The 26,714-nt window shown below is 42.1% G+C and carries 23 protein-coding genes, 1 pseudogene and 1 riboswitch; of the genes and pseudogenes, 7 read left to right on the forward strand and 17 right to left on the reverse strand.

The genetic code is table 11. From position 1 onward, the window contains the following. The first annotated feature begins 203 nt into the window (after positions 1–203). The 3 genes from HT724_RS05940 to serS all read left to right on the forward strand — a co-directional run bounded on the left by HT724_RS05940 (position 204) and on the right by serS (position 3,430). On the forward strand, positions 204–1,568 hold the full coding sequence (locus tag HT724_RS05940) for an aspartate kinase (RefSeq protein ID WP_173275577.1): 1,365 nt from the start codon (positions 204–206) through the stop codon (positions 1,566–1,568). A gap of 2 nt (positions 1,569–1,570) precedes the next feature. Continuing rightward, the gene (locus tag HT724_RS05945; RefSeq protein WP_000079358.1) at positions 1,571–1,942 is read left to right on the forward strand and encodes a DUF956 family protein; all 372 of its coding nucleotides are present in this window, start codon (positions 1,571–1,573) and stop codon (positions 1,940–1,942) included. A 213-nt stretch (positions 1,943–2,155) separates the two neighbouring features. Beyond that, the gene (gene serS / locus HT724_RS05950) at positions 2,156–3,430 is read left to right on the forward strand and encodes a serine--tRNA ligase (protein ID WP_173275580.1); all 1,275 of its coding nucleotides are present in this window, start codon (positions 2,156–2,158) and stop codon (positions 3,428–3,430) included. A 24-nt stretch (positions 3,431–3,454) separates the two neighbouring features. Here the strand turns inward: serS and HT724_RS05955 are convergent, their stop codons facing one another. The 6 genes from HT724_RS05955 to zapA all read right to left on the reverse strand — a co-directional run bounded on the left by HT724_RS05955 (position 3,455) and on the right by zapA (position 10,301). Next, positions 3,455–4,354 carry a TDT family transporter gene (locus HT724_RS05955; protein ID WP_173275583.1) on the reverse strand — a complete coding sequence of 300 codons (900 nt, stop codon included), beginning with the start codon at positions 4,352–4,354 and terminating at the stop codon, positions 3,455–3,457. Positions 4,355–4,583: 229 nt separating this feature from the next. After that, on the reverse strand, positions 4,584–5,132 hold the full coding sequence (locus HT724_RS05960; protein ID WP_173275585.1) for a carboxymuconolactone decarboxylase family protein: 549 nt from the start codon (positions 5,130–5,132) through the stop codon (positions 4,584–4,586). A 217-nt stretch (positions 5,133–5,349) separates the two neighbouring features. Continuing rightward, on the reverse strand, positions 5,350–6,672 hold the full coding sequence (locus tag HT724_RS05965; protein WP_173275588.1) for a sodium:alanine symporter family protein: 1,323 nt from the start codon (positions 6,670–6,672) through the stop codon (positions 5,350–5,352). Between the two features lie 90 nt (positions 6,673–6,762). Beyond that, a riboswitch (glycine riboswitch) is annotated at positions 6,763–6,851 on the reverse strand. Positions 6,852–7,014: 163 nt separating this feature from the next. Continuing rightward, the gene (locus tag HT724_RS05970) at positions 7,015–9,351 is read right to left on the reverse strand and encodes an endonuclease MutS2 (RefSeq protein WP_173275591.1); all 2,337 of its coding nucleotides are present in this window, start codon (positions 9,349–9,351) and stop codon (positions 7,015–7,017) included. A 102-nt stretch (positions 9,352–9,453) separates the two neighbouring features. Then, positions 9,454–10,002: a CvpA family protein gene (locus tag HT724_RS05975; protein WP_000624509.1), complete on the reverse strand. Its 549-nt coding sequence runs from the start codon at positions 10,000–10,002 to the stop codon at positions 9,454–9,456. Continuing rightward, the gene (zapA, locus tag HT724_RS05980) at positions 9,999–10,301 is read right to left on the reverse strand and encodes a cell division protein ZapA (protein WP_000002019.1); all 303 of its coding nucleotides are present in this window, start codon (positions 10,299–10,301) and stop codon (positions 9,999–10,001) included. Before zapA ends, HT724_RS05975 begins: the two co-directional genes overlap by 4 nt. Before the next feature lie 86 nt (positions 10,302–10,387). On the opposite strand from zapA, the gene rnhC reads away from it, so the two are divergent. The 3 genes from rnhC to HT724_RS05995 all read left to right on the forward strand — a co-directional run bounded on the left by rnhC (position 10,388) and on the right by HT724_RS05995 (position 14,377). Continuing rightward, positions 10,388–11,269 carry a ribonuclease HIII gene (gene rnhC / locus HT724_RS05985; RefSeq protein WP_173275594.1) on the forward strand — a complete coding sequence of 294 codons (882 nt, stop codon included), beginning with the start codon at positions 10,388–10,390 and terminating at the stop codon, positions 11,267–11,269. Positions 11,270–11,272: 3 nt separating this feature from the next. After that, entirely contained in the window at positions 11,273–11,887 is a 615-nt protein-coding gene (lepB, locus tag HT724_RS05990) for a signal peptidase I (RefSeq protein WP_173275597.1), read from the forward strand. Between the two features lie 123 nt (positions 11,888–12,010). Continuing rightward, positions 12,011–14,377 (forward strand): ATP-dependent RecD-like DNA helicase, encoded by a 2,367-nt coding sequence (locus HT724_RS05995; protein ID WP_173275600.1) that lies wholly within the window; start codon positions 12,011–12,013, stop codon positions 14,375–14,377. 47 nt (positions 14,378–14,424) lie between these two features. On the opposite strand, the gene tig is transcribed toward HT724_RS05995, so the two are convergent. From tig to HT724_RS06050, 11 genes are all read right to left on the reverse strand, one after another. Further along, entirely contained in the window at positions 14,425–15,708 is a 1,284-nt protein-coding gene (tig, locus tag HT724_RS06000; RefSeq protein WP_070479836.1) for a trigger factor, read from the reverse strand. 221 nt (positions 15,709–15,929) lie between these two features. Beyond that, entirely contained in the window at positions 15,930–17,108 is a 1,179-nt protein-coding gene (locus tag HT724_RS06005; protein ID WP_173275603.1) for an N-acetylmuramoyl-L-alanine amidase family protein, read from the reverse strand. Positions 17,109–17,220: 112 nt separating this feature from the next. Further along, positions 17,221–18,120 (reverse strand): C40 family peptidase, encoded by a 900-nt coding sequence (locus HT724_RS06010; RefSeq protein WP_173274390.1) that lies wholly within the window; start codon positions 18,118–18,120, stop codon positions 17,221–17,223. A gap of 274 nt (positions 18,121–18,394) precedes the next feature. Further along, the gene (locus HT724_RS06015) at positions 18,395–19,027 is read right to left on the reverse strand and encodes a response regulator transcription factor (protein WP_173275606.1); all 633 of its coding nucleotides are present in this window, start codon (positions 19,025–19,027) and stop codon (positions 18,395–18,397) included. Between the two features lie 9 nt (positions 19,028–19,036). Then, positions 19,037–20,035 (reverse strand): sensor histidine kinase, encoded by a 999-nt coding sequence (locus HT724_RS06020; protein ID WP_173275609.1) that lies wholly within the window; start codon positions 20,033–20,035, stop codon positions 19,037–19,039. Further along, entirely contained in the window at positions 20,032–20,730 is a 699-nt protein-coding gene (gene liaF, locus HT724_RS06025; RefSeq protein WP_173275612.1) for a cell wall-active antibiotics response protein LiaF, read from the reverse strand. The genes HT724_RS06020 and liaF overlap by 4 nt, the downstream gene beginning before the upstream one ends. 76 nt (positions 20,731–20,806) lie before the next feature. Further along, entirely contained in the window at positions 20,807–21,817 is a 1,011-nt protein-coding gene (fni, locus tag HT724_RS06030; RefSeq protein ID WP_173275615.1) for a type 2 isopentenyl-diphosphate Delta-isomerase, read from the reverse strand. Beyond that, positions 21,801–22,808: a phosphomevalonate kinase gene (locus HT724_RS06035; protein ID WP_173275619.1), complete on the reverse strand. Its 1,008-nt coding sequence runs from the start codon at positions 22,806–22,808 to the stop codon at positions 21,801–21,803. Before HT724_RS06035 ends, fni begins: the two co-directional genes overlap by 17 nt. Continuing rightward, positions 22,795–23,748, reverse strand: a complete 954-nt coding sequence (gene mvaD / locus HT724_RS06040) for a diphosphomevalonate decarboxylase (RefSeq protein WP_173275622.1) — start codon at positions 23,746–23,748, stop codon at positions 22,795–22,797. Before mvaD ends, HT724_RS06035 begins: the two co-directional genes overlap by 14 nt. Then, positions 23,730–24,608: a mevalonate kinase gene (gene mvk, locus HT724_RS06045; RefSeq protein ID WP_173275626.1), complete on the reverse strand. Its 879-nt coding sequence runs from the start codon at positions 24,606–24,608 to the stop codon at positions 23,730–23,732. Before mvk ends, mvaD begins: the two co-directional genes overlap by 19 nt. A gap of 122 nt (positions 24,609–24,730) precedes the next feature. Further along, positions 24,731–25,648 (reverse strand): N-acetylmuramoyl-L-alanine amidase family protein, encoded by a 918-nt coding sequence (locus tag HT724_RS06050; RefSeq protein WP_173275629.1) that lies wholly within the window; start codon positions 25,646–25,648, stop codon positions 24,731–24,733. Positions 25,649–25,845: 197 nt separating this feature from the next. Here HT724_RS06050 and HT724_RS06055 point away from each other — a divergent pair. Then, positions 25,846–26,714, forward strand: a pseudogene (locus HT724_RS06055) (transposase); the annotation flags it as partial.

Raw genomic sequence — 26,714 nt, forward strand, 5'->3', positions numbered from 1 at the left:
GCTCTTTGATTTTCATTGATTGTTAAATCATTTTATTTTCAAAGTATATCTTTTTTAGGAACAGAAAGCAAGAAAAATTTGACTGAAAGTGTCTCAGCCGATTGGAAAGGCGCGCTTTAGGCTAGAAAACATCTTATTTTCCAGATTGAAAAAAGGCTTTCTTTCTGCTATAATCGTATAAAATACTTACTTTAGGAGTTCTTATGAAAGTTGTTAAATTTGGAGGTAGCTCTCTTGCCTCTGCTAGTCAATTAGAAAAAGTTTTAAACATCGTAAAAAGCGATCCAGAGCGTCGTTTTGTAGTTGTTTCTGCACCAGGAAAACGCAATGCTGAAGATACTAAGGTTACGGATGCCTTGATTAAATACTACCGCGACTATGTTGCTGGTAACGATATTAGCAAGAGCCAAAGCTGGATTATCGATCGCTATGCCGCTATGGTTAGTGAACTAGGTCTTAAACCAGCTGTGCTAGAAAAAATTTCTAAAAGCATTCGTGCCTTGGCCACTCTTCCTATTGAAGAAAATGAATTTCTCTACGACACTTTCCTAGCAGCCGGTGAAAATAACAATGCTAAATTGATTGCTGCCTATTTTAACCAAAATGGTATTGATGCACGCTATGTGCACCCTCGAGAAGCTGGTATTGTGGTCACAAGTGAACCTGGTCACGCTCGCATCATTCCATCAAGTTATGACAAGATTGAAGAATTGACAAATGCAAATGAAGTCCTTGTCATTCCTGGTTTCTTTGGAGTTACCAAGGAAAATCAAATCTGTACCTTCTCACGTGGAGGCTCTGACATCACTGGTTCTATCATTGCTGCAGGGGTTAAGGCCGATCTCTATGAAAATTTTACGGATGTTGATGGTATCTTTGCAGCCCACCCTGGTATTATCCACCAACCACACTCGATTCCTGAGTTAACCTACCGTGAAATGCGTGAGTTGGCCTATGCAGGATTCTCAGTTCTTCATGACGAAGCTCTTCTTCCTGCCTACCGAGGAAAAATTCCTCTAGTTATCAAGAATACCAACAACCCTGACCATCCAGGTACTCGTATCGTTCTAAAACACAGTAGTGATGAATTTCCAGTTGTGGGAATTGCTGGTGACTCAGGCTTTGTCAGCATTAATATGTCTAAATACCTTATGAACCGTGAGGTTGGATTTGGACGCAAGGTTCTGCAAATCCTTGAAGATCTTAACATCGGTTGGGAACATATGCCAACCGGTATCGACGATCTTTCAATCATCCTCCGTTCTCGCGAACTAACTCCTATCAAGGAAGAAGAAATCCTGCGTCAGTTGGTTCAAAAGGCTGAAGTAGACCATGCAGAAATCGAACACGACCTTTCAATCATTATGATTGTTGGAGAAAAAATGAAGAGTCATATCGGAGTAACTGCTACTGCAACTCGCGCTTTATCTGAAAATAAGATCAACATCCAGATGATGTCTCAAGGTTCTAGTGAAGTTTCTATCATGTTTGTTGTCAATAAAGACCAAGAGAAAGCAGCTATCAAAGCCCTCTACAATGCCTTTTTCGGTGAAAGTAAGGAAGACTAATCATGGCCCAATCGCTTAATAAAACAGTGCTTCTCAGCACGACAGGCACTTCCTACCTCTCTATAGCTGGGAAAGTTGGGAAATTCCTTGTCGGAGATCAGGCCTTGGAATTTTACCCAGATGTCAATGTCGAACAATTTATCCAGATTCCTTGGAGCCATATCAATCAGATTGGAGCCAATGTCACTGGACGAAAAATCAGTCGCCACTTCGAAGTCTTTACAGACAAAGGAAAATTCCTCTTTGCTTCAAAAGACTCAGGTGCCATTCTCAAAATTGCACGCGAAAAGCTGGGAAATGACAAGGTCGTCAAACTTCCTACCCTGATTCAGACAATTAGCCAAAAATTTAAAAATCTATTTGCAAAAAAGTAGAAACTTTAGTATAATCATAGCAACGGATAAGTAGGTTATCTTCTTCTTTCAGAAAGTCTGCGGGTGCTGCGAGCAGATAGGAGGGATAGGTGAAATTCTACCGTTGGTAACAATTACATAAACAATCAAGTGCACACCTGTGAAGTTGGATGGAACCGTGGCCCTGCCACTCCAACGCTTTGTCAGGTGTGCTTTTTTCATAAAGGAGTTCTTATGTTAGATATCAAACGTATTCGTACAGACTTTGATGCTGTCGCAGAAAAATTGGCTACACGTGGTGTAGATGCTGCTGTCTTGAATGAGATGAAAGAAATCGATGCTAAGCGTCGTGACATCTTGGTCAAAGTTGAAACTCTCAAGGCAGAACGCAACACAGTTTCTGCTGAGATTGCCCAAGCTAAGCGCAACAAGGAAAATGCAGATGACAAGATTGCTGCCATGCAAACTCTATCTGCTAAGGTCAAAGCCTTGGATGCTGAATTGGCAGACATCGATGCTAAATTGACAGAATTTACAACGACTCTTCCTAACATCCCAGCTGACAGTGTTCCTGTTGGGGCTGATGAAGATGACAATGTGGAAGTTCGCCGTTGGGGGACTCCACGCGAGTTTGACTTCGAACCTAAAGCTCACTGGGATCTTGGTGAAGACCTTGGCATCCTTGACTGGGAACGCGGTGGTAAGGTAACAGGAGCTCGCTTCCTCTTCTATAAAGGCCTCGGTGCTCGTTTGGAACGTGCTATCTACAACTTTATGTTGGATGAGCATGGAAAGGAAGGCTATACGGAAGTCATCACGCCTTACATGGTTAACCATGACTCTATGTTTGGTACTGGTCAATATCCAAAATTCAAGGAAGACACTTTTGAACTCAGCGACAGCAATTATGTCCTTATCCCTACAGCTGAAGTTCCTCTGACAAACTACTACCGTGATGAAATCCTTGATGGTAAAGACCTGCCAATCTACTTCACTGCTATGAGTCCTTCATTCCGTTCTGAGGCTGGTTCAGCTGGTCGTGATACTCGTGGCTTGATTCGTTTGCACCAATTCCACAAGGTTGAAATGGTCAAATTTGCCAAACCAGAAGAATCTTATGAAGAATTGGAAAAAATGACAGCCAACGCTGAAAACATTCTTCAAAAACTCAACCTTCCATACCGTGTCGTTGCTCTCTCTACTGGAGATATGGGCTTCTCAGCTGCTAAGACTTACGACTTAGAAGTATGGATTCCAGCGCAAAATACCTACCGTGAAATCTCAAGTTGTTCAAATACAGAAGATTTCCAAGCCCGTCGTGCCCAAATCCGTTACCGTGATGAAGCAGATGGCAAGGTGAAATTGCTCCATACCTTGAACGGTTCTGGACTTGCAGTTGGACGTACAGTGGCTGCTATTCTTGAAAACTACCAAAATGAAGATGGTTCTGTGACCATCCCAGAAGCACTTCGTCCATACATGGGTGGAGCCGAAGTTATCAAATCATAAAAAATAAGGTTTAGCTATTTCTAGCTAGACCTTTTTTCGTAACCAATTCAGATAAGCGCCTAATACAAAGACTAAAATAATTAAGCAAATAACGGTTTCAGCCAGTACCAGATAATCCAGAAATGGAAGTTTCAAGATTCCCTGAGCCATTTTGAGCGAAGTAGCTGTGATAATGGTTGGGAAGGTGAGGGCTGAGAAGGCTGGTTGAAAGCCTTGTTTTAAAATATTGGGCAGGCGAGTCAAAACAAAGAAAAAGAAGGATTGGGAAGCCAAGATCATGGCAATCAAGACCCAAATTGGTAGGCTGGCTCCTCCAACTCGAACCAGAGAAGCCAAGAGTAGAGAGAAAGGAGCACAGTAGATCCCTTCTTGTCCAAGCAAGGCTACGGGGAGTGGATGTTTCTTTAAATCACTATAAATAAGTGGGTAGAGATAGAAGGTTAAGAGAAAACCAAAACTCAAGGTTGCATAGGCGATTTCGATGATACCTACCAGAGGATAAGTCAAGGCTGCCACTGCTATCCCCACATAGAGAACCGTCCAGCTTGGAGTTGCCTGAACCCTCCGATCCGGACAAGCAAACTTGATGGTGAAACCAGCAATCAAGGCCAAATCCAAGAGAAATGAAAACCACCAGAGCCCTTGCGCAACCAAAGGAAGATGAGGGAAGACGCGAAAGACATAGGTCGATAAAATCATCCCAGCCATGGGAAAGGTTGCCATTCCTGACAAAAGAGGGGGCTTGGTCAACTCTTGCTTGGTTTCTTTCCAATTAAAGAGATGAAGAATCAGAAAGTAAATCCACAAAATCAAACCTGTCAGACTCAACAGATGGGACAGAACCGGCAACGTATCTAAAATAAGATTTCCAGCTCCTGCCAAACCTAGCAAACAACCTGAAAATACTAAGGGGAGTTTTTTCATCCTAACCTCCAATAATCATGTTAGTTTCAGTATATCATAAAAGCTCTTAAATGAGGACTTAATACTCATCGAAAATCTCTTCAAACCACGTCAGCTTCTATCTGCAACCTCAAAACACTGTTTTGAGCAACCTGCGGTTAGCCTCCTAGTTTGCTCTTTGACTTTCATTGAGTATTAAAAAAAAAAACGAAGTCCGATTATTTCAGACTTCATTTTACTCAGATATGAATTAAGCATAAGGTTGCAATTCTGGGTTAATTGGGGTATTAGCTAGATTGTTGGCATAGTTACAGAGGCTTGCTAGGCTGACACCGAGAACTACATCCAAGGCATTTTGTTGGGTGTAGCCAGCTTCTAAAAACTCAGCTAAGGCTTCATCTCCTACACGACCCTTGGTATTGATAACTGCCAGGGTAAACTTAGCTAGGGTATCCAATTTAGGATCTGTTTCAATTGGAGTACGATTGCGAAGGGCTTGAAGCAGATCATCATTCATCTGGATTTGTTTGATTGAAAAGGCTGTGTGACCTGCAACACAGAAGGCACAACCATTTGTCACGGCTGCCGTGATTTGCACCACTTCACGCTCAACGGGTGTCAGGCTGTTGCGACGGTTGATAGATGCGACGGTTCGGTAGGCTTCTAAAGCAGTCGGTGCATTGGCCAAGAGACCGATTAAGTTGGGAATATAGCCATTGTTGTCTTTTTCTACTGTTTCAAGAACTTCTTTCACTTCTGCCGGTGCTGATTCTACTGTATGGATTGCAAATGTTGTCATAAGATACCTCTTTTCTTGTTATTGACACTAATATTATTGGAAAATCTTATAAAATCCTGATTCCTAAGTTTATTTAAGACAAAGGTTTATTACTCTCATAAGATTTTCGTTGTATATTAGTTTATCACACTTCCAATCACTTGCATAATATATATTATATATCAGCCTGATAAAAATCATTTATAGGCAAAAAAATCACACGCCATGTGTGATTTCATTATTTGTCAAAATACTTTTTAGTCTCAGCAATAACGACCGGCGACAAGACTAAGAGAGCAATCAAGTTTGGCAGAGCCATCAAGGCATTGACGATATCTGCGATAATCCAGACCATATCTAACTCGATAAATCCTCCCAACAAGACCATGAGCACAAAGACCACACGGTAGAGCCAGATAAAGCGAACCCCAAAGAGGAACTCAAAACAACGTTCCCCGTAATAGTTCCAACCTAAAATCGTCGTGAAGGCAAAAAGCACAAGGAAGATGGTCAGGAGTGCAGGTCCAAAGTGTGAAAAGACTGTTGAGAAAGCAGACTGAGTCAAGGCAACTCCATTCAAATCACCACTCCAAACACCAGTTACCAAGATGGTCAAACCAGTCAGAGTACAGATAATAAGGGTGTCAATAAAGGTTCCTGTCATGGAAATCAAACCTTGCTCTACTGGTTCGTTTGTCTTCGCCGCAGCCGCTGCAATAGGAGCAGAACCCAGACCAGATTCGTTTGAGAAGACACCACGCGCCACACCATTTTGAATAGCCATCCGAACGCTAGCGCCAGCAAAGCCACCTACCGCAGCAAGGGGACTAAAAGCTGAGGTAAAGACTAAAGCGATTGTGGCAGGGATTTTTCCGATATTAAAGAAAATAACTGTAAGAGTTCCCAAAATATAAATGATAGCCATAAAAGGAACTACGGTAGTAGAGACCTTAGAAATGGACTTGAGTCCGCCAAAGACTGCAATCGCTACAAAGACAGACAAGACGAGAGCTGTGATAGCTGGTGAAATCATCGTTGTATTTTGGATAGATTCTGTAATCGAGTTGACTTGGGTGAAGGTTCCAATTCCCAAGAGAGCAACCAGTACTCCTGCTACTGCAAACAAAACAGCAAGGGGACGCCACTTTTCTCCCATCCCTAGAAGGATATAGTGCATGGGACCTCCCGCTACTGCACCATGGTCGTCCTTGGTGCGGTATTTGATGGCCAAGAGTCCTTCCGCATACTTAGTTGCCATTCCAAAGAAAGCCGCCATCCACATCCAAAAGAGGGCTCCTGGTCCACCAACCTTGATAGCCGTCGCAACTCCTATGATATTCCCTGTTCCAACGGTTGATGCCAAAGCTGTACACAGAGCTGCAAAACTAGATACATCACCATGTCCCTTATCCTGGATAAAAATAAGCTGAAAGGCCTTGGGCAGACGCAAAACCTGCAAGAGTCCTAGACGGACAGTTAGGTAAATCCCTGTTCCGACCAATAAAATTAAGAGGGGCGGTCCCCAAGCAAAAGCATCAATTGATTTAAGCAATTCTAACATTTCCTTCTCCTATCTTTTCAACCCCAAAAGAAAGAGCACATGCAAGATACATGTACTCTGGAATGCTTAGATAAATGCTAAAAAGCGGTCTATCCTAGCTCTGTCCTTTTACCTGAGAGTTTGAGCAGTTGCCTGCCTTGCCCCTTCGGTGCCTTTACGGTCTCTCCAGAGTTCCGTCCATTTACAGTCATGGAAAATCAAACGATTCTTCACTTCTATTAAACTTCATTCGGTGTTGGTATTTAATTGATTCTTATTTTACAAAAAATGTTGGCTTTTGTCAATGTGTTTATTAGTAAAAATTAGTTCAACAGTTTTTACTGTATAAAGTTCGTAATACTTCTATCCTTTAAAAGTGACAATAGTCGCACCACTGCCTCCAGCATTTTGTGGGGCATAGCCGAAACTCTTGACATGTTTGTTTCTTTGTAGGTATTTGGTGACACCTTCACGGATGACACCTGTTCCAATACCATGAATGATATCAACTTGAGCCATATTATTAAGCAAGGCTTGGTCGATAAAGGCATCTAGCTCATTCATGGCCTCTTCATAACGTTTGCCTCGAAGGTCCAGTCTGGCTTGTGGGCCACGACCAGAAGTTCGTTTCACGACATTGACCTGTTTCTTCTTGACTTGCTTTTCTTGCTGGGCTTGAACAAGATCAAACTCTTTCTCTTCCAAGGTCATCTTGATCAAGCCAACTTGAGCTTCCCAGCGGCCGTCCTTGAGTTGACTGGTCAAGGTACCACGCTGACCGTAACTGAGAACCACGATATCATCTCCCACCTTTGGAGCTCGTTTTTTCTTGGCCTTTTGAAGAACCTTATTTTTAGATAAGTCTACTTTTTCAGGAGCTAATTTTTTCAGCTTGGCCTTGGCTTCAATGATTTCGTGGGGCTTGAGTTGAGATTTACTGTGGAGATTTTTAAGAATCTGGTCACTTTCACTCAGAGCCATGTCCACAATCTCAGCAGCCTGTTCACGCGCCTTATTAAGCTCGGTTTCCTTTTCACGATTGAGCTCGTTATAGAGTTTTTTGAGAGCGCGGTTCATCTTGAGATTTTCTTGCTCCACCTCACGGATATTGTCCAAGCGTTTGCGGCTTTCCAGCGTCTGCTCTTCCAGTTGCTCAATGATACGATTGACATCATTATCTTGATCAACCTGCTGGCTAGCATCTCCTACGATAACTTCAGATAGTCCTAAACGTTTAGCGATTTCGAAGGCATTGCTTCGACCAGGAACGCCCTGCATAAAGCGATAGGTCGGGCGTAGAGTTGCAGCATCAAACTCCATGCTGGCATTTTGGACAAAAGCTGTCTCAATACCGTAGGCCTTGAGTTCCGGATAGTGGGTAGTCGCCATAGTCTTGACTTGACGCAGGCGAAGGTCCTCCAGAATGGCCATGGCAAGGGCGGCTCCCTCTTGGGGATCTGTACCTGCCCCCAACTCATCCAAGAGTAAGAGTGAATGTTGATTAACCTTGCCAAGAATATCCACAATATTGGTCATGTGACTAGAGAAGGTAGACAAGCTCTGCTCAATAGACTGTTCATCGCCAATATCAGCAAAAATTTCTTCAAAAATACCAACACGACTTCCCTTGTCTGCTAAAATTGGCAAACCAGACTGAGCCATAACCTGCGTCAAGCCCAGAGTTTTAAGCATGATGGTCTTCCCACCTGTATTGGGACCTGTAATGACAATAGCTGTTAAATCTTGACCAAAATGGACATCATTTGCGACGGCATTTTTGACCAAAGGATGGCAGACATGGAGCAGTTGAATTTCTTGATTTTCTGACAGCTTAGGTACGACTGCTTGTCTTTCTTGGATAAAACGAACCTTGGCACGAATCAAGTCCAGATGGCCGATAATCCAAGCATCATTGGCAATCTCAGCCGCATGAGGGCGAACACGCTCAGAAATTTCTTGGAGAATGCGAAGCATTTCATAGCGCTCATCTGCTCGTAAACTAGCAATTTCTTCGCTCAGTTTGACCACCTCACGAGGTTCGATATAGACGGTGTTTCCACTAGCAGAAATATCATGAACAACACCTGCAATCTTATTGCGGTAGGTGTTTTTGACTGGTAAAACCTGACGGCCATTTCTGCTGGCAACGATTCCTTCTGTCAACATCTGCGCTTTTTGCTTGAGCAGGTCCTGTAAAACATCGCGTACCTGACTCTCGCTATCATGGATTTTTCGACGGATGCGCGCCAATTCTTCACTGGCAAAATTTTCAATGAAACCTGCATCATTAAAGGCTTGGAGATTTCCTTGTAATTGCGGAAAATCATGTAATTTCTCAAACCAAAGGGCTAATTCTTCCAAGCTGACATTTTCCAGATTAGCATAAAAACTTTGCAGCTCTCGGCTGGCAAGAAGTACGCGCTTCAAGAGGAGAAATTCCTCAATATTGAGGTCTGCGCCCATCTCCAATCGCTTGCAGACTCCTGCAATTTCCTTAGTTGCGAGAATGGTAAAATGCGGTTGCTCGACAAAGAGAGCCTGCATTTCCTTCATCTCAGCAAAAGCCTGTTTGATTTTATCTGCTTTGGCAGTCGGAGCCAGCTGTCTCAATTGCTCCAAGCCCTGCTCGGTCAACAAATGGGGTTCAAACAAGGCCTTGACCTTATTGAACTCTAATGTTTCTAATATTTTCTTATTCATCTTTATTTCCTTGTCTTTGAATGTCTAGGTGTGGTAGCTTTTTATATTCTGATAGATTCGAGTCAATCTGTAAACAAAGGGCTAGGAAAATTCCTGCCCTTTTTATCCGATTAAATTTGTCACCCAGATTTGTTTGAGCCAACTGGTTGTTACTGGTATGCTCTGGATGATGTGTTTTGCGACGATACTCTTTTCAAGAGGATTTTGTATAGCTGCCATGGGAATGGTTGCTAGTATGGTCAAGGCCATTTGCAAGACAAATAAGGTCACCAACATGGACAAGATCCCTGCTGAAACTTGGAACAACTTACCACCCAATTTTTTACTAGGGATCAAGTGTAATAGGAGACCAAGCAAACGACCGATGCTATAGACAATCCCAAATACAAGCAAGTAGCCGATCCCTGCATAAAAGACCTTATCCAACTGAAAGAGTTGATCCGATGGGAAAAAGAAAGTTCCCTGACCTTCCTGCGGATTTGCATAAGGGAGCAATAAGTGGAACTGCTCGCCAAGCCCCTTGTAAAACTGACCAGCCATAAAAGCAGATGCCATAGCTGAAATCAGGTAATAAACCTGTAAGAGCAGGCCTCTCCGATAGCCGATATAAAATCCCCAAGCCAAGACCAATAGAAGAAGGAGTGAAATCATAAGGAGTCCTCAATCTTGCTTTGTTCTTGCTTGCAAGTCACAAGCTTGTGACGGAGTTCTTCTAATTCTTGCTCCTTATCATCAAATTCAATCTCACGACTGAGCTGAGTTGATAAACAGTTGACCGCCAACAAAAGAGCGATGGTTTCATCATCTGCACTAGGCATTTGTTCTTTAATTGCTTGGTATTTTTCTGTCGCAACCTTGGCAATTTCCTCCATAAAGAGGTTATCATGCTCGCTTGTCAAGGTTAATGATTTTTTCCCGAATGTAAATTTGAATCGATTTAGATTTGCCATAAAATTCACCTCACGATATTATACCAAAATTCGCTAACTTTGTCAGTTTTTACAAATTTGACTGCTTTTGTGGTACAATAGAAACTATGACAAGTATAACACTCACACCAAGTGAAAAGGAGATTCAGGCTTTTCTTGAACACTATCAAACCAGTCTGGCTCCCAGCAAGAATCCCTATATCCGCTACTTTTTGCGACTACCTCAAGCAACGGTTTCTATCTATACTTCTGGAAAGGTCTTGCTTCAGGGTGAAGGGGCTGAGAAATATGCTAGTTTCTTTGGCTATCAAGTTATAGAGGAAAACAGGGGACAAAATTTCCCTTTAATTGGGACAGATGAGGTGGGAAATGGTTCCTACTTTGGTGGGCTTGCAGTTGTGGCTTCCTTTGTCACACCTGACCAGCATGACTTCTTGCGAAAACTCGGTGTGGGAGATTCTAAGACTCTGACCGACCAAAAAATCCGTCAGATTGCCCCTATCCTCAAGGAAAAAATCCAGCACCAGGCACTCCTTCTCTCACCAAGCAAGTACAACGAGGTCATCGGAGACCGCTACAACGCTGTTTCGGTTAAGGTTGCTCTCCATAATCAGGCTATCTATCTACTCCTTCAAAAAGGCATTCAGCCTGAGAAAATTGTGATTGATGCCTTTACTAGTTCTAAAAATTATGACAAGTACTTGGCACAAGAGGCCAATCGTTTCAGCAATCCTATCAGCTTGGAAGAAAAGGCCGAGGGCAAATACTTGGCTGTCGCAGTTTCTTCTATCATTGCGCGTGATCTCTTTCTGGAAAATCTTGAAAATTTGGGACGAGAGCTGGGCTATCAACTTCCAAGTGGAGCTGGAACGACTTCTGATAAGGTAGCTAGCCAGATTTTGCAAGCCTATGGTATGCAGGGACTCAGTTTCTGCGCCAAACTGCACTTTAAAAATACTGAAAAAGCGAAAAAACGCTTAGAAAGGTAAGTTATGAATTCATTTAAAAATTTCTTAAAAGAGTGGGGATTGTTCCTCCTGATTCTGTCATTACTAGCTTTGAGCCGTATCTTTTTTTGGAGTAATGTCCGCGTAGAAGGACATTCCATGGATCCTACCCTAGCGGATGGCGAAATCCTCTTTGTCGTTAAGCACCTCCCTATTGACCGTTTTGATATCGTGGTGGCCCATGAGGAAGATGGCAATAAGGACATCGTCAAGCGCGTGATCGGAATGCCTAGCGACACCATCCGTTACGAAAACGATAAACTTTACATCAATGATAAAGAGACGGACGAGCCTTACCTAGCTGACTACATCAAACGTTTCAAGGATGACAAACTCCAAAGCACTTACTCAGGCAAGGGATTTGAAGGAAATAAAGGAACCTTCTTTAGAAGTATTGCTGAAAAAGCCCAAGCCTTCACAGTTGATGTCAACTACAACACCAACTTTAGCTTTACTGTTCCAGAAGGAGAATACCTTCTCCTCGGAGATGACCGCTTGGTTTCGAGCGACAGCCGCCATGTAGGTACTTTTAAAGCAAAAGATATCACAGGGGAAGCTAAATTCCGCTTCTGGCCAATCACCCGTATCGGAACATTTTAAGAGACCTAAGAGGCCGAGAATCACCAATCTCAGCCTCTTCTTCTATCATGAGAAGTGATTGTTTATTGACTAATACTCAATGAAAACAACCCCAACTCTCACCTATTCATGCAAAGGAATTTTATGGAAGTTTATTTTTCAGGAACCATTGAACGGATTATTTTTGAAAATCCCAGCAATTTTTATCGCATCCTCCTCCTAGAAATCAACGATACGGACGCAGAGGATTTTGATGATTTTGAAATCATTGTCACGGGCACCATGGCTGATATAATTGAGGGAGAAGACTATACTTTTTGGGGACAAATTGTCCAGCACTCCAAGTACGGGGAGCAGCTGCAAATCAGCCGTTATGAACGCGCAAAACCAACTAGCAAAGGGCTTGTCAAATACTTTTCAAGTAGCCATTTCAAGGGAATTGGTCTCAAGACAGCTCAGAAAATCGTGGATACCTATGGCGACAATACCATTGACGAGATTCTGCAACACCCAGAAAAGCTAGAAGGCATTGCAGGACTATCTGCAAAAAATCGCGAGGCTTTCGTCTCCACCCTCCGTCTCAACTACGGAACCGAGATGGTTTTAGCTAAACTGGCCAACTACGGCATTCCCAACAAACTAGCCTTTCAGATTCAAGATTTTTACAAGGAAGAAACCCTTGATGTGGTTGAAAATTATCCCTACCAATTGGTTGAGGATATCAAGGGTTTGGGATTTACCATTGCTGACCAATTAGCGGAGGAACTAGGCATCGAAAGTCAGGCTCCTGAACGCTTTCGTGCCGGTCTAGTTCACAGTCTTTTTCAGGCCTGTATGGAAACAGGGGATACCTATGTTGAAGCACGGGATTTGCTAGAACAAACCCTTACTCTCCTTGAGTCTTCCCGCCCCGTGGAACTGGACCCCAGCCAAGTAGCCCAAGAACTCTCCTACTTGATTGAAGAAGACAAGGTTCAGCAGATTGATACCAAGATTTTTGACAACAGCCTCTTTTTCGCTGAGGAAGGCATCCGCAGTCACTTGGTTCGTATCCTTGAAAAAGGAAAACAGAAGAGCCAAGATTTAGAAACCATTCAAAAGCATATCACTACTGTCGAAGAAGAGCTGGGGATTGAGTACGATAGCATTCAAAAACAGGCGATTTGTGACGCTATACAGAACAAGGTCTTTATCCTGACAGGTGGACCTGGTACTGGTAAGACAACTGTTATCAATGGGATCATCGCTGTTTATGCCCTTTTAGAAGGACTTGACCTGAGGAAAAAAAGCAACCTGCCGATTCTTCTTGCTGCTCCAACTGGTCGAGCAGCTCGGCGCATGAATGAATTGACAGGTTTGCCTAGCGCTACCATACACCGACATCTAGGAATGACAGGTGACGATGATACCAGTCAGCTGGAAGATTATCTGGATGCCGACTTTATTATCGTAGATGAATTCTCCATGGTGGATACTTGGCTGGCCAATCAACTCTTCTCCAACATCTCTTCTAACAGTAAGATTCTAATCGTAGGCGACAGCGACCAGCTACCGTCTGTCAGTCCTGGCCAGGTTCTAGCTGACCTGCTCCATATTCCTTTGATTCCACAGACTCGTTTGGAAAAAATTTACCGACAAAGCGAAGAATCAACTATCGTCACCCTAGCTAGTCAGATTCGACAGGGTATCCTGCCAGCTGATTTCACCCAGAAAAAAGCAGACCGTTCCTACTTTGAAATTGCTAGTGGTCATATCCCTGCCACCATTGAGAAAATCTTAGGTGCTGCCCTCAGAAGTGGTATTTCTGCACGTGATATTCAGGTTCTGGCCCCCATGTACCGAGGGACGGCAGGGATTGACGCCATCAACCAGCTCATGCAAGACCTTCTCAATCCACCACAAAAAGATCAAGTCAGTTTTGAAGCTCCCCAGTGCCACTATCGTAAGGGAGATAAGGTCATTCACTTGGTCAACGATGCTGAAATCAATGTCTTTAATGGAGATTTGGGAGCTATCACAGACCTGATTCCTGGTAAATACACCGAATCGAAACAAGACGAGATTGTCATTAATTTTGATGGAAATGAGGTCTCTTACCCACGTAACGAATGGTACAAGATTCGTTTGGCCTATGCCATGAGTATCCATAAATCTCAGGGAAGTGAGTTCCCTGTTGTCATCCTACCGATTACCAGTGCTAGTAGGCGTATGCTGGAGCGGAATCTCATATACACAGCCATTACACGCGCCAAAAGCAAGCTTATCTTACTAGGCGAATTACAGGCCTTCGACTATGCTACCCAGCACATCGGAACTGCCCGAAAAACCTATCTGATTGAACGCTTCAGTGATTTAATTGAAAATGTTGAAGAAAAGCAACCAGCTATCTCCGAAACTGCCACATCAAGTACCTCTGAACAATCCTACATCCTAACCGAAGAAAACTGGGATAGCATCCCCGCCATGATTGGGATTACAGACGCAGACCTTAAAGAGATTTTCGGAAAATAGTACATAAGAAAACCCACCAATTCAGGTGGGATTTTTGTCTATTAAGATTATTTAACTGTTGCAGTGCTTGTAATCAATTCAACAGCTTTTTTAATTGTGATATCGTGTTTCAACATATCAGCTGAAAGCAAGCTTTGTACTTGAGCAACTTCCATGTTATAGTCTGTTGCCAATTGCTCAATTTCTTTTTGGATTTCTTCTTCTGAAGCGTCAAATCCTTCAGCCTTGGCAACTGCTTCGATAACAAGGTTAGTCTTAGTACGTGACTCAGCTTCTCCCTCGTATTGTTTGTGAAGATCTTCTTGAGTAGTTCCAGTGATTTGGAAGTACATGTCAGGGTTGATACCTTGACGTTGCAAGTTTCCAAGGAATTCGTTTACTGAACGGTGAACTTCTTCGTGGATCATTTCTTCTGGAAGTTCTACGATTTCAGCATTTTCTACAGCTTTATCGATTGCTGCACCTTCAACTGCGTCTTTGTAAGCTTCTTCTTTAGCAGCAGCCAATTCCTTGCGGTATTTTTCTTTCAATTCAGCAAGTGTTTCAACTTCTTCGTCAATGTCTTTTGCAAGCTCATCGTCAAGAGCTGGAACTTCTTTAGCTTTTACTTCGTGGATAGTTGTTACGAATTTAGCTTCTTTACCTGCAAGGTCTTCTGCTTGGTAGTCTTCTGGGAATGTTACGATAACATCAACAGTTTCACCAGCTGAGTGACCTACCAATTGGTCTTCGAAACCAGGGATGAATTGACCTGAACCAAGTCCAAGTGAGAAGTTTTCACCTTTTCCACCGTCAAATTCAACACCATCGATAGAACCAACGAAGTCGATGACAACAGTGTCGCCGTTTTCAGCAGCAGCTTCTTTGATAACCAATTCAGCCAAGTTGTTGCGTTCGCGTTCGATACGCTCTTCAACGTCAGCGTCAGTTACTTCTTTTTCTACATCAACTGATACTTCAAGGTTTTTGTAGTCACCCAATTTTACTTCAGGTTTTGTAACAACTTCAGCAGTGATAACCCAGTCTTGACCTTTTTCCATTGAAGTTACGTCAATTTTTGGTTGAGCAACGACTTCAAGGCCAGCTTCTTTTACAGCCGCTTCATAAGCGTTTGGCAAAAGAGCGTTCATAACGTCTTGGTAAAGTGATTCTTCACCAAATTTTTTGTCGAAGATAGGGCGTGGAAGGTGACCTTTACGGAAACCTGGGACATTAAGAGATTTCTTCACTGAGTTGAAGACACGGTCCAATTCTGGTTTGATTTGGTCTTGAGAGATAGTGAAAGTCAAGACACCACGGTTTGTTTCTTTGTTTTCAAATGATACAGACATTCTGTCATTTCTCCTTAAAATTTTTTAAATACAGTCTATTATAACATAAATGGGCGACTTTTTTCAAGTAACGAATGCGCTTTTCAATGATGGGGGAGGTACGGTTTCTTCTTAGTTTTCTTTAGGTTTCGAATATAATCTTATAAAAGATGTTTAATAATGGCTGATTACAGTAAAAAACGAATCGCCCACACATCCCTCATTAGGCGATTCGTTTTGTATTATTTAACCACAAGAACCTTGTAATATTCATACTTATTTGGCTGTGTAATCTTAATTTTTTGACCATAGAAACCATCGATTTCTTTGTCAAAATAATCTGAAAATCTTGATGGCAAGCGTTTCATCTTAAGAACCTCACCAGATTGGTCTGCATATACAAGTAAGTGATGGAGGGTTGTAGCCATACCGTCATCAATCAATACAAAGTAACCTGTTTTGAGCTTACCTTGTCCATTATCTAAATAGTATAGTTTATTGTTATTGATTGTGAAGTTATCAAATCGAAGTCGTACACCTGGGTCTTCTAGATAAAGATCATTGCCAACTTTTTTGATTTCTGATCTAGTTGTCATCTCTGGAAGTGGTAATACTCTACGACCATCTGCTCCAAAGTAATATCGACCTGGTAGATTTTGGAAATTACGAATAACAGCTTTAGGATCAATTTCTTGTCCTTCTTCTTTATTATCCACTAAAGCTAAGGTAGTATTTGCAACCTCATCCCCGTATTTGTCGGAAAACTTCTTGAACTCAGGTTTGATATACCAAGTGTTTTTAGCCACGATAACATCAGTAAAGTTATTTCCGTCAAATTTTGATGTAATCAGATACTCATATCCATCACCTAAACGGACAATATCATCATTTTTATAAGGGCTATTTTTTAAAGTCAACATATAGCCATCCTTACCAATGATATAACTTTCTCCATCGCTGGCTGGAACAGCTCTGTCTGCGACCATAGCACCTGATTTTTCAAAGTAAGACCATTCACCATTTGCAGTCGCCCATCCTGTTGCCATAGCGCCACTGCCTTTGAGGTAATACCATGTAGACCCTTCTTTGTACCAACCTGTACGCATGGCGCCACTATCTGCGAGCGAATACCATGTGCTACCTTCCTTGTACCAGCCAGTACGCATAGCGCCACTATCTGCGAGCGAATACCATGTATTACCTTCTTTGTACCAGCCTGTCTGCATGTTACCAGAACCGTCGAAATGATACCAAGAGCCAGCATTTTGCACCCACTTATTTTTAGCTAGGCTGCCATCTTGAGAAAGATTCCAGTCAGCACCATTTTTAACCCAAGTATCTGCAGCCTGTGCTTGGTTGATAGACAAAAGCAGACCAGCACCTGCAAGCAAACCAAGAGTAAGTAATTTAGATTTTTTCATAGCCATTTCCTCCTTTATTGAATAGCTATAAGAGGGTTTCCCCTCTTTATTTAGCTATATTCTAATACTTTTCATTGTCAAAGTCAATAATATTGTGAAAAATTAGACAATATTACCAATATCTACGAATTGTATTTTGATCCATTCCATATTGATTCATATAAGAAACATATTGACCTGGACGTGGAGCATGAACTACATTTCCACCACCAACATAAATACCCACATGTTGATTTGAACCTTGGTCGCCATTGTACAATATTAAATCTCCAGGAAGTTGTGAGCCACTATATATAAATTTCCCTCCTTCAGCTTGTTCTCCAGTTGTTCTACCAATATAAATATCGAACTTAGCATGAATAGCCATCGTAAATCCTGAGCAATCTACACCACTATTCAAATCTGTCCCACCCCAAACATATGGGATTTTACCTACAAAGGTTTCTGCACACTCAGCGATTGCCTGCCCCTGATTTTCTACGCAAACACCGTTAGGTCTGAAGAAATAAGGTTTCCCATTAACTCTATTGTAATCAGTTAGTATGGAACCATCATTTGAAAGATAGTACCAATTACCATCTGGGTTAATCCACTCATTTGATTTCATCCAACCTTGATCATCAAAATAATACCATTTCTTATCTAAGTATTCCCAATGTTTAGCATACCCACCTGAAGTATATTTGAACCACCAGCGACCATCTGTTAGCATCCAAGTTCCTTTATCATCTCGGTTTTGATTAAATGCTATTTTTTCTTGATTACTTTCTTCTTGAGTTAATTCTCTAGGAGAAAATCCTACCAACTTAACTTGTTCTGCATCTTCAACCTTAATTTTACCTTCTTTAACAAGTTGATCAATTGCTTCTTTCTCGCTTGTATACTGTGAAGTTGTTTGTGATGTAGTCACTTTAGTGGTAGACGTTGTAGTTTCTGCACTAACTACATAAGTAGTTGATAACAAAGCTCCTGAAGTAAGTAATAAAGCTGCATAAGTAATATATTTTTTCATGACAAAAATCCTTTCTTCAAAATTCCTTAACGCTCTAGTGACCTTATTTTGATAATTTACGGAGACATGATTTTAACCTCCTTTTGGATTTTTTATACTTTATAATATATATGTTAATCTAAATATTTCTAACTCTATTCTACTCCTCTATAAAATGAATGTCAACAAATAACATAAAAATATTGTGAAAAAATTATTTTATCACGCTAGAGGTGCTTACTCGTTTCTTTGGTACTAAATCAAGTCATTTCTCCAACATTATTTTATATAACTACTAAAACTCTTCATGCCCTACCAAATGATGCTGAAAGGCATAGACCACAGCTTGTGTACGATCGCTAACCTCAAGTTTGGCAAGAATGTTAGACACGTGCGTCTTGACCGTCTTGAGAGAGATAAAAAGTTCGTCTGCGATGCGCTGATTTTCGTAGCCCTTGGCGATGAGTTGAAGTACATCTCGTTCACGTGCAGTCAAGTCCTCATGTAGTTCTATGTGATTGCGGTGGTATTCGACCTTCTTGCTGACCTCTTGCTCAATGGCCAACTCTCCAGCAACCACCTTACGGACGGCATGGAGTAATTCATCAGCACTTGATGTCTTAAGCATATAACCTTTAGCCCCAGCATTCAATACTGGCATGATTTTTTCATTATCTAGATAAGAAGTCACAATCAAAATCTTGGCTTCAGGCCATTCTTTGAGAATAGCTAGAGTCGCGTCAATCCCATTCATCTCAGGCATGACAATATCCATGACAATAACATCTGGACGCAATTTCAAGGCCAAGTCAATACCTTGAGACCCGTTTGCCGCCTCGCCCACAACTTCTACATCGTCTTGGAGGTCAAAGTAGCTTTTCAAGCCCAATCGGACCATTTCATGGTCATCTACCAGTAAAATTTTCATCTTTACTCCTTATAGTTCCTTATCTAACAAGGGAATACGGATATCAACTGCCAGTCCTTGCTTGGGAGCTGTTAATAACTGAACCGTCCCTGCCATATCTTCAACCCGCTCCTTGATATTGCGGAGTCCATAACTCAAGTCGTCTAAACTCCCTAACTGAAAACCAAGCCCATTGTCCACCACTTTCAGCTGCAATTCAAGATCCGTCTGATAGAGATAGACATCCAAACAAGAGGCCTGGGCATGACGGAGGGTATTGCTGATCAATTCTTGCAGAATACGGAAGATATGCTCCTCGATTTTCTTGGGCAATTTCGTCACATTTTGCTTGAAACTAACCTTGAGATCACTCTTGTCCTCAAGCTCTTTTAAGAGAATTTGAATTCCCTCAACCAGACTCTTCTGCTCCAGCTCAACTGGTCGCAAATGCAGGAGCAAGACCCGCAAATCCTTCTGGGCGGTTTCTAAAATAGCTGTGACACTTTGCAACTGGGTCTGCATCTTTTCTCTATTCAATTTCAAAGCCTGCTGACTGATACCCGATAAAATCATGTGGGCCGCAAACAACTCCTGACTGACTGTATCATGCAAATCCCGAGCAATCCGCTTCCGTTCCTTCTCGATGATTTCCTCTTCCTGAGCAAGACTCTGATTTTCAGCCTTTTGAAGAGCTTCTGTCAAAAGGTTAAGTTTACCTGACAAGGACTTGAAACTGGCATCCAAATCTGGATCTGCAACCTGGACCACTTCTTGACCTGCCAATAAACGCTTGAGATTAGCCTGCATTTTTCTTAGAGAAAGCTCTTCTACACCTCGCCAAAAGAGGGCTAAGAGACAGGTCATGGACATGCTGAATACCAATAACAAAAAGACAAATTTTTCTGTTTTTTCGACATCATGCAAGAAAATAGACCAGTCAAAGTCAAGGATGTCCAGCAAGCTGTGGGACAGAAATAAGACAAACAGGATGGAGGTGAGAGCAATCATTACATAAGCTTGTTTTTTCATCCTCTGACCACCTCAACATCCCCAATCATAGCGGTCAAGAAAATCTTAACACTCTTATTACTCTTGAGATAGTATTTCGTTTCCTGATGATAGTGTTCATTTCGGAGGGCTCGCTTGGGCTGGTTGAAAAAAGTCAAATCACCATAGAGACAATTAACACTGAGACTGACTTCTACATCTACAGGCACAATGATTTTGGTCGTGCCTACCATCTTTCTAAGGATAATAACATTGTCATGATTGGTTAGAATGACCCTCTCCAGATGAATAGTGTCCTTGCCCATGAGACGAAAGAGATTGATATCATCAAACTGGCAAGTCTGGTAGCTTGAAAAATGATGGAGATTTCCAAACCAACAATTTTTCTCCTTCTTAACCGTCACCACCTCTTCAAAAACCAAATTTGTCTGCTCTTTTTCCTGGTTCATCATCGGATAAAGAAGAAAGAGGCTATAGATGACCGCAACAAAAATAGCTAGAATCACAAAAGGATTGAGCATGACGATGAAAAAGAAGAGAATGGTTGCCACCACCAAAAGAAGGTTATTGCCCTCTTTACCAATGTAATAGCGAATCAAGAGCAAAAAGAGGAATAGAATCAGCAGAAAACGCGAAAAATGCTCTGAAACCATCAAAATCAGAGCTCCCGTCAACAGACAGGCTTCGATAAATAAAAAGATTTTAAATTTTCTCATAGGTTCATCCTCTCCCTTCTATTTTATCACAATTCAAAAAAGTCACCTCAGTCTAAAGATGGAAAAAAGGCGGTGGTTACGCCTTTTTCATCTGATCCTTTGCTTCTTTTAATTTTCCATAAAGAATGTAATCTACGCTTTGCAAATCTGCTATGGTTGCACAATTAAGGGCACACATAATCAAGCGTAGATCTGCTTTCCAGCCTTGGACAATGCCAATCACTTCTTCGACTGTGTAGGTTTCAACCAATTCCAGAACGGTTCGTGACAATCCCACAGCCTTGGCACCAAAGACCAAACACTTAATCATATCCAGCGGATTCCGAACACCTCCACTGACCAAGAGTTCGACCTTATCTTTCCAGTCTTGAGCGTTGAGAAGGGCTTGCATAGTTGACTGCCCCCATTGATTAAGATAGTCACGCTGACCACTGCGACGGTTTTCGATATAGGCAAAGCTGGTACCACCACGACCAGATAAGTCCACTGTACGAACGCCCAGTTCATAGGCTCTTTCGATGGTCTTGGCATCCATTCCAAAGCCCACTTCCTTTAGGACAATAGGAACGGGGATTTGCTTGCTATAGTCTGCTAGATGCGATTGCCAGCTTCTGAACTTCCTTTCTCCCTCAGGCATGAGCAACTCCTGCATGACATTGACGTGCACTTGTAAGAGAAGAGGATTCATTTCTTCTACAGTCTGAAGACCCAACTCAACAGGCTTATCCAATCCAATATTGGTTCCAAGGAGGAGATTGGGATGACTAGACTTGACAGAAAATGAGTCATCTATAGGATCCTTGAGGGCTGCGCTATAAGAACCTGTCACAAACAAAATACCACAGGCTTCTGCCACCTGAGCTAGTTTTTGATTGATTTCTTTTCCCTTATCGCTTCCACCTGTCATGGCATTGATATAAAAAGGAAAAGCCCACTTTCGACCAGCGAACTCTGTCGACAGATCGATTTCATCCAGGTCGTAAAGAGGCAAGGAAGAATGAATCAGCTCCACCTCATCAAAGCTATTATAGGAACTTTTCTGCTCAAGAGCATAGCGGATATGCTCGTCCTTACGATTTGTCGTCATGCCCTATCCTTTCTTGATATAAGAGCTCAATCCCCAGATTGGCCCAACGATTTTTTAGGGTTTCAGTTGAGTGCTCATCAAAACTCAAGGCGATGCCACAGTCACCACCACCAGCGCCGCTACTCTTGGCAACAGCCTGCAAATCTTGACTCGCTTCTTTCAACTGTCTAAGCGAAGGCGTGTAAATATCTGCGCTCAAGCCTTCTAAGAGCTTGCTTGCCACTTCTACTTGCTCGATAATTTTTTCTGATTCCCCCTGCTTCAAGGCTTCTACCAAAGCAGCAACCGTTTCTTTTGAGGAATTTAAAAAATTCTGATTGATATTTTGCTTGATTTGCTGGACCATGTGACTTGATACAGCCACTTCCTTGGTCCATCCCACTAGGAAATCACATTCTAGGGTAGGTTTCACTTGTGAGATAGAAAAGCCCCACTCACGCTCTAAAACAGTCGCCAACTTTTCTTCTTCCAACCAAGCAGCCACCTTCTGGCGATCAAATGACTGGTAGAGAACCAAATCCTCTGCCACAATACAGGCAAGGTCTCCCATAGAACCATTGTCTCCTCGCTTGAGCAAGACCGCGCTAGCCAGCTTGAACAAGAGTTCCTGATCAACCGAAAGCTTATACAGAGCTAGCAGAGCCTTGATGACCAAGACAACGACGCTACCGCTAGAACCTAGACCAAACTTTTTCCCTTCTCGTTCCATTTTTCCACGAATTTCCAAAGAAAAAGGTCGCAAGGTTTGACCTCGATAAGTCAGGAAATCTTCCACTAAAGCAATCGTTTCTTGAATCAAGCTATAGTCAGGATTTGGTGTCAAATTTACTGTGAAATCAAACAGATCTGAATAGATACGGTAGCTATCAAAAAAGGCAATCTCGGCCCTCATATAGATGGGGATAGCCTTTATCAAGGCCAACTGCCCTGGTTCTAAAATAGCATATTCACCAGCCCAATAGAGCTTTCCGCAAGTTTTAACAGCAATCATCTTGACTCAAATCCTTTGTTTTTGACACAATCAAGCGATAACGTTGACCAAAGATTTCTGATAAATGCTCCAAGTCTTTCTCCTGACAGAGGACCTTGACATTGGGACCAGCATCCATGGTAAAGTAGCAGACCTCTCCTTGCTCGCGAAGTTGACGAACAAAGTCCATCGCTTCATAGCTTGCATCGGTCAGATAAGAAAAGGCTGGTGATGCTGTTTTTGTCGTAGCGTGCATAGCAAGAGCATTTTTCTCCGTTAACTCCCCAACCTTGGCAAAATCATTTTCCTTGAGATAGACCAGCATATCCTGATAATCCTTCTCAGATTGACGCACCCAGTCATCAAAGGTCGTCGAAGTTTCCACACAAAGTTTCATACCGTCACGGCTAGAAATTGGTTTTTTCTTGTCTTCTAGCACCAACATCATCATAGCTAGTTTCAAGTCTGTCTCTACAGGGTAAATTTCTCCACTATCCTTATCCCAGGCACCGAGTGGTCCATAAAAACTCCGAGAGGAAGATCCTGAGGCAAACTTAGCCTCCTGTGCCAACTGGCTCCGAGTCAATCCAAGCTGAAAATAAGCATTACAAGCCTTGATCAAGGCGGACAAACCACTAGAACTTGATGACAGACCCGCCGCGGTAGGCATATTGTTATGAGTGTCAATACGAACAAAGCCCTCCCCAGCTGGACGGTAACGGTCAATAATCTTGCTCATCTTGGCATGCTCGACCTCATTTTGTAGCTGACCATTGATATAAAAGGCATCAGCTGTCGCATCCGTCGGTAGAGATGACAAAGTCGTCTCCGTGTACATATTTTCCAAAGTCAGAGAAATACTGCTAGTAGCAGGCACCATCTCTTTTTCTTTTTTCTTTCCCCAATATTTGATAATAGCAATATTTGCGTAGGAATGTACTGTTACAGGCTCTCTATCCATGTCTGAACAGCTCCTTTCTCTTCTAATCTTTCTGCTAGTTCTTGTGCGTGTGTCAAATTGTCTGCTAAGGCTATGATACAGCCTCCAAGCCCACCACCGCTCATCTTAGCACCCAGAGCACCATGACTAAGAGCCGTTTCAACTAGAGAATCCGCCTCTGGGCTACTAACATCAACTGCTTTTAAATGCAAATGCGCTTGACTGAGGATTTGTCCCAGTCCTTCAGCATCTTTTCGTGTAATTGCTTCTTCCGCATGCTGGGTCAATTCTCCCAAGGCATGCAAAAATGGTAGGGCGTCTTTCCCCTTACTTTGAACCACTTGGATGGCTTCACGAGTGTGACCATAAACGCCCGTATCGGCAATGACCAAATAGGCGGATAGAGCCATCTCAAGCTCTGTAAATCCTACATTCTTGATAAAACGTATGGGCTGGTCACTGAGACAGGTCTTAGCATCCAAACCACTTGGATTCATATGGGCAATCATCTCCGCCCGATTTACCAAGATTTCCAATACATCATGAGGCAGTTCTGCCTCATAGTAGTCAAAAACCGCACGAATAGCCGCTATGCTGATAGCAGCTGACGAACCCATTCCCCGTTTTTCAGGGATAGCCGAGTCAATCTCACAGCGAATGCAGGCTTCTTTGATATCCAAATACTCGAGCGAGGCATAAACCGCCATAGACAAGGTATCTTCTTCATAGAGGCGCCAAGGTCTCTCTGCAGGAACTACCTTACAAGTCACCTCCACCTCTAAGAGAGGCAGGGAAATGGCAGGATAACCGTAAACGACCGCATGCTCCCCTATTAAAATAATCTTACTATGTGCCTGACCGACACCCACTTTGTTTATCATATTTTCCTTTTACTAGACGAAAAAGTCGTCTCATCTTTTCATACAAGTATTGCTTCTCTCCTATCTATTTTATTATATTTTCACAAAAAAAGCGATTGTTTCCTTCACAATCGCCTCTTTCATTATTGAACCCATTCACCATTATAGTTGACAGAATAGCCATCTACAGTCGTATTCACTGCCAAGGCACCTGAACCATAAGCATAGTACCATTTACTACCGACCTGGAACCAGCCTGTCGCCATAGCTCCTGATGAACGGAGATAGTACCACTTGTTGCCAAGGTTTTGCCAACCCGTTTTCATATCACCATTTGACTCGTCTAAATAATACCAAGTCGAGCTTTCCTGATACCAGCCAGTTGCCATGGAACCTGATGAACGGAGGTAGTACCACTTATTACCAAGGTATTTCCAACCTGTTTGCATTGTAGCACTTGTTGGATCCAGATAGTACCAAGTTGAGTTGTCATTTATCCAACCCGCACGTCTTTCACCCCCAAGGTAGTCTTTCCCTGAATAACCTATTTTTGCTAGGTAATACCAGTTAGACTGATCATAAAGCCAACCTGTTTTTAAAGAATGGTCTTGATCAAAGTAATAATTTGCTAATTTAAGAACTTCTGGGCCTTCAAAGCCCTCACCATATTTTTTACCAACATTTAACGAATCCTTAACTTCTAATTGTTTCCATCCAACAAATTCTTGTAGTACCCCATCTTGTCCAAAGTAGTACCACTTCGGTTGAAGGGCAATTTCGAAAACTGGTCGATTATCAAATAAATCATCACGATAACCTGTCCCAGGGATTTCTAAGTATTGCCAACCGACTACCATTTCTCCACTATCACCAAAATAGTAGGTTTTACCGTCTATTTTATGCCAATAGATTGCTTTATGGTCATCTTTTATATAATATTTTCTATTATCCTTATCAACAAACTGTCCACCTGTAGTATCCGCCAATACTGCACTTGTCGCTAGCAAACCGAAGAAAAAGACTGCTAATGCGATTTGCATCAATTTTTTTATTATTTTCATTAGATGTATCCTCCATAACTGATTGTAGCAAATACAAAATCGCATGTCAATATACAAAAACTCCTCAAAAAAAAGGCTCTATAATATTTGTAGTGGGTAAATCCCTATAGATATTATGGAGCCTATTTTAGGGTAGAAAAAAAGTCCCATATGACCTATAATGAAAAGCGATCAAACAACTCATTAGAAAGAATCATATGGAACAATTACATTTTATCACAAAACTACTAGACATTAGAGACCCTAATATTCAAATTATAGATATCATCAATAAGGATACACACAAGGAAATCATCGCCAAACTGGACTACGATGCTCCATCTTGTCCTTATTGTGGAAGTCAAATGAAAAAATATGACTTTCAAAAACCTTCTAAGATTCCTTACCTCAAAACGACCGGTATGCCTACTAGAATTCTATTTAGAAAGCGTCGTTTCAAGTGCTATCATTGCTCGAAAATGATGGTCGCCGAGACCTCACTCGTCAAGAAGAATCATCAAATTCCTCGTATTATCAACCAAAAGATTGCGCAAAAGTGAATTGAAAAGACTTCTATGACCGATATTGCCCATCAGCTTTCCATTTCAACTTCAACTGTCATTCGAAAGCTCAATGATTTCCACTTTAAGCATGATTCTTCTCGTCTTCCTGAGATTATGTCCTGGGACGAGTATGCCTTCACTAAGGGAAAGATGAGTTTTATTGCACAAGATTTTGATAATCTCAACATCATCACTGTTCTTGAGGGTAGAACACAAGCTGTCATTCGTGATCACTTTCTTAAATATGATAGAGCCGTCCGATGTCGAGTGAAAATCATTACTATGGATATGTTTAGTCCCTACTATGACTTAGCTAAACAGCTTCGCTTTCGAATTTCTAGGCTCAGGCTGAAACAGTCTCCCAGACTGTTTCACTCCCATGTGCTAAAATCGTTCTAGATCGTTTCCATATTATCCAACATCTCAGCCGTGCTATGAGTCGTGTCCGTGTTCAAATCATGAATCAGTTCGATCGAAAATCCCATGAATACAAGGCTAGCAAGCGCTACTGGAAGCTCATTCAA

This window comes from Streptococcus sp. k-402 (assembly GCF_013277515.1).
GTDB lineage: Bacteria > Bacillota > Bacilli > Lactobacillales > Streptococcaceae > Streptococcus.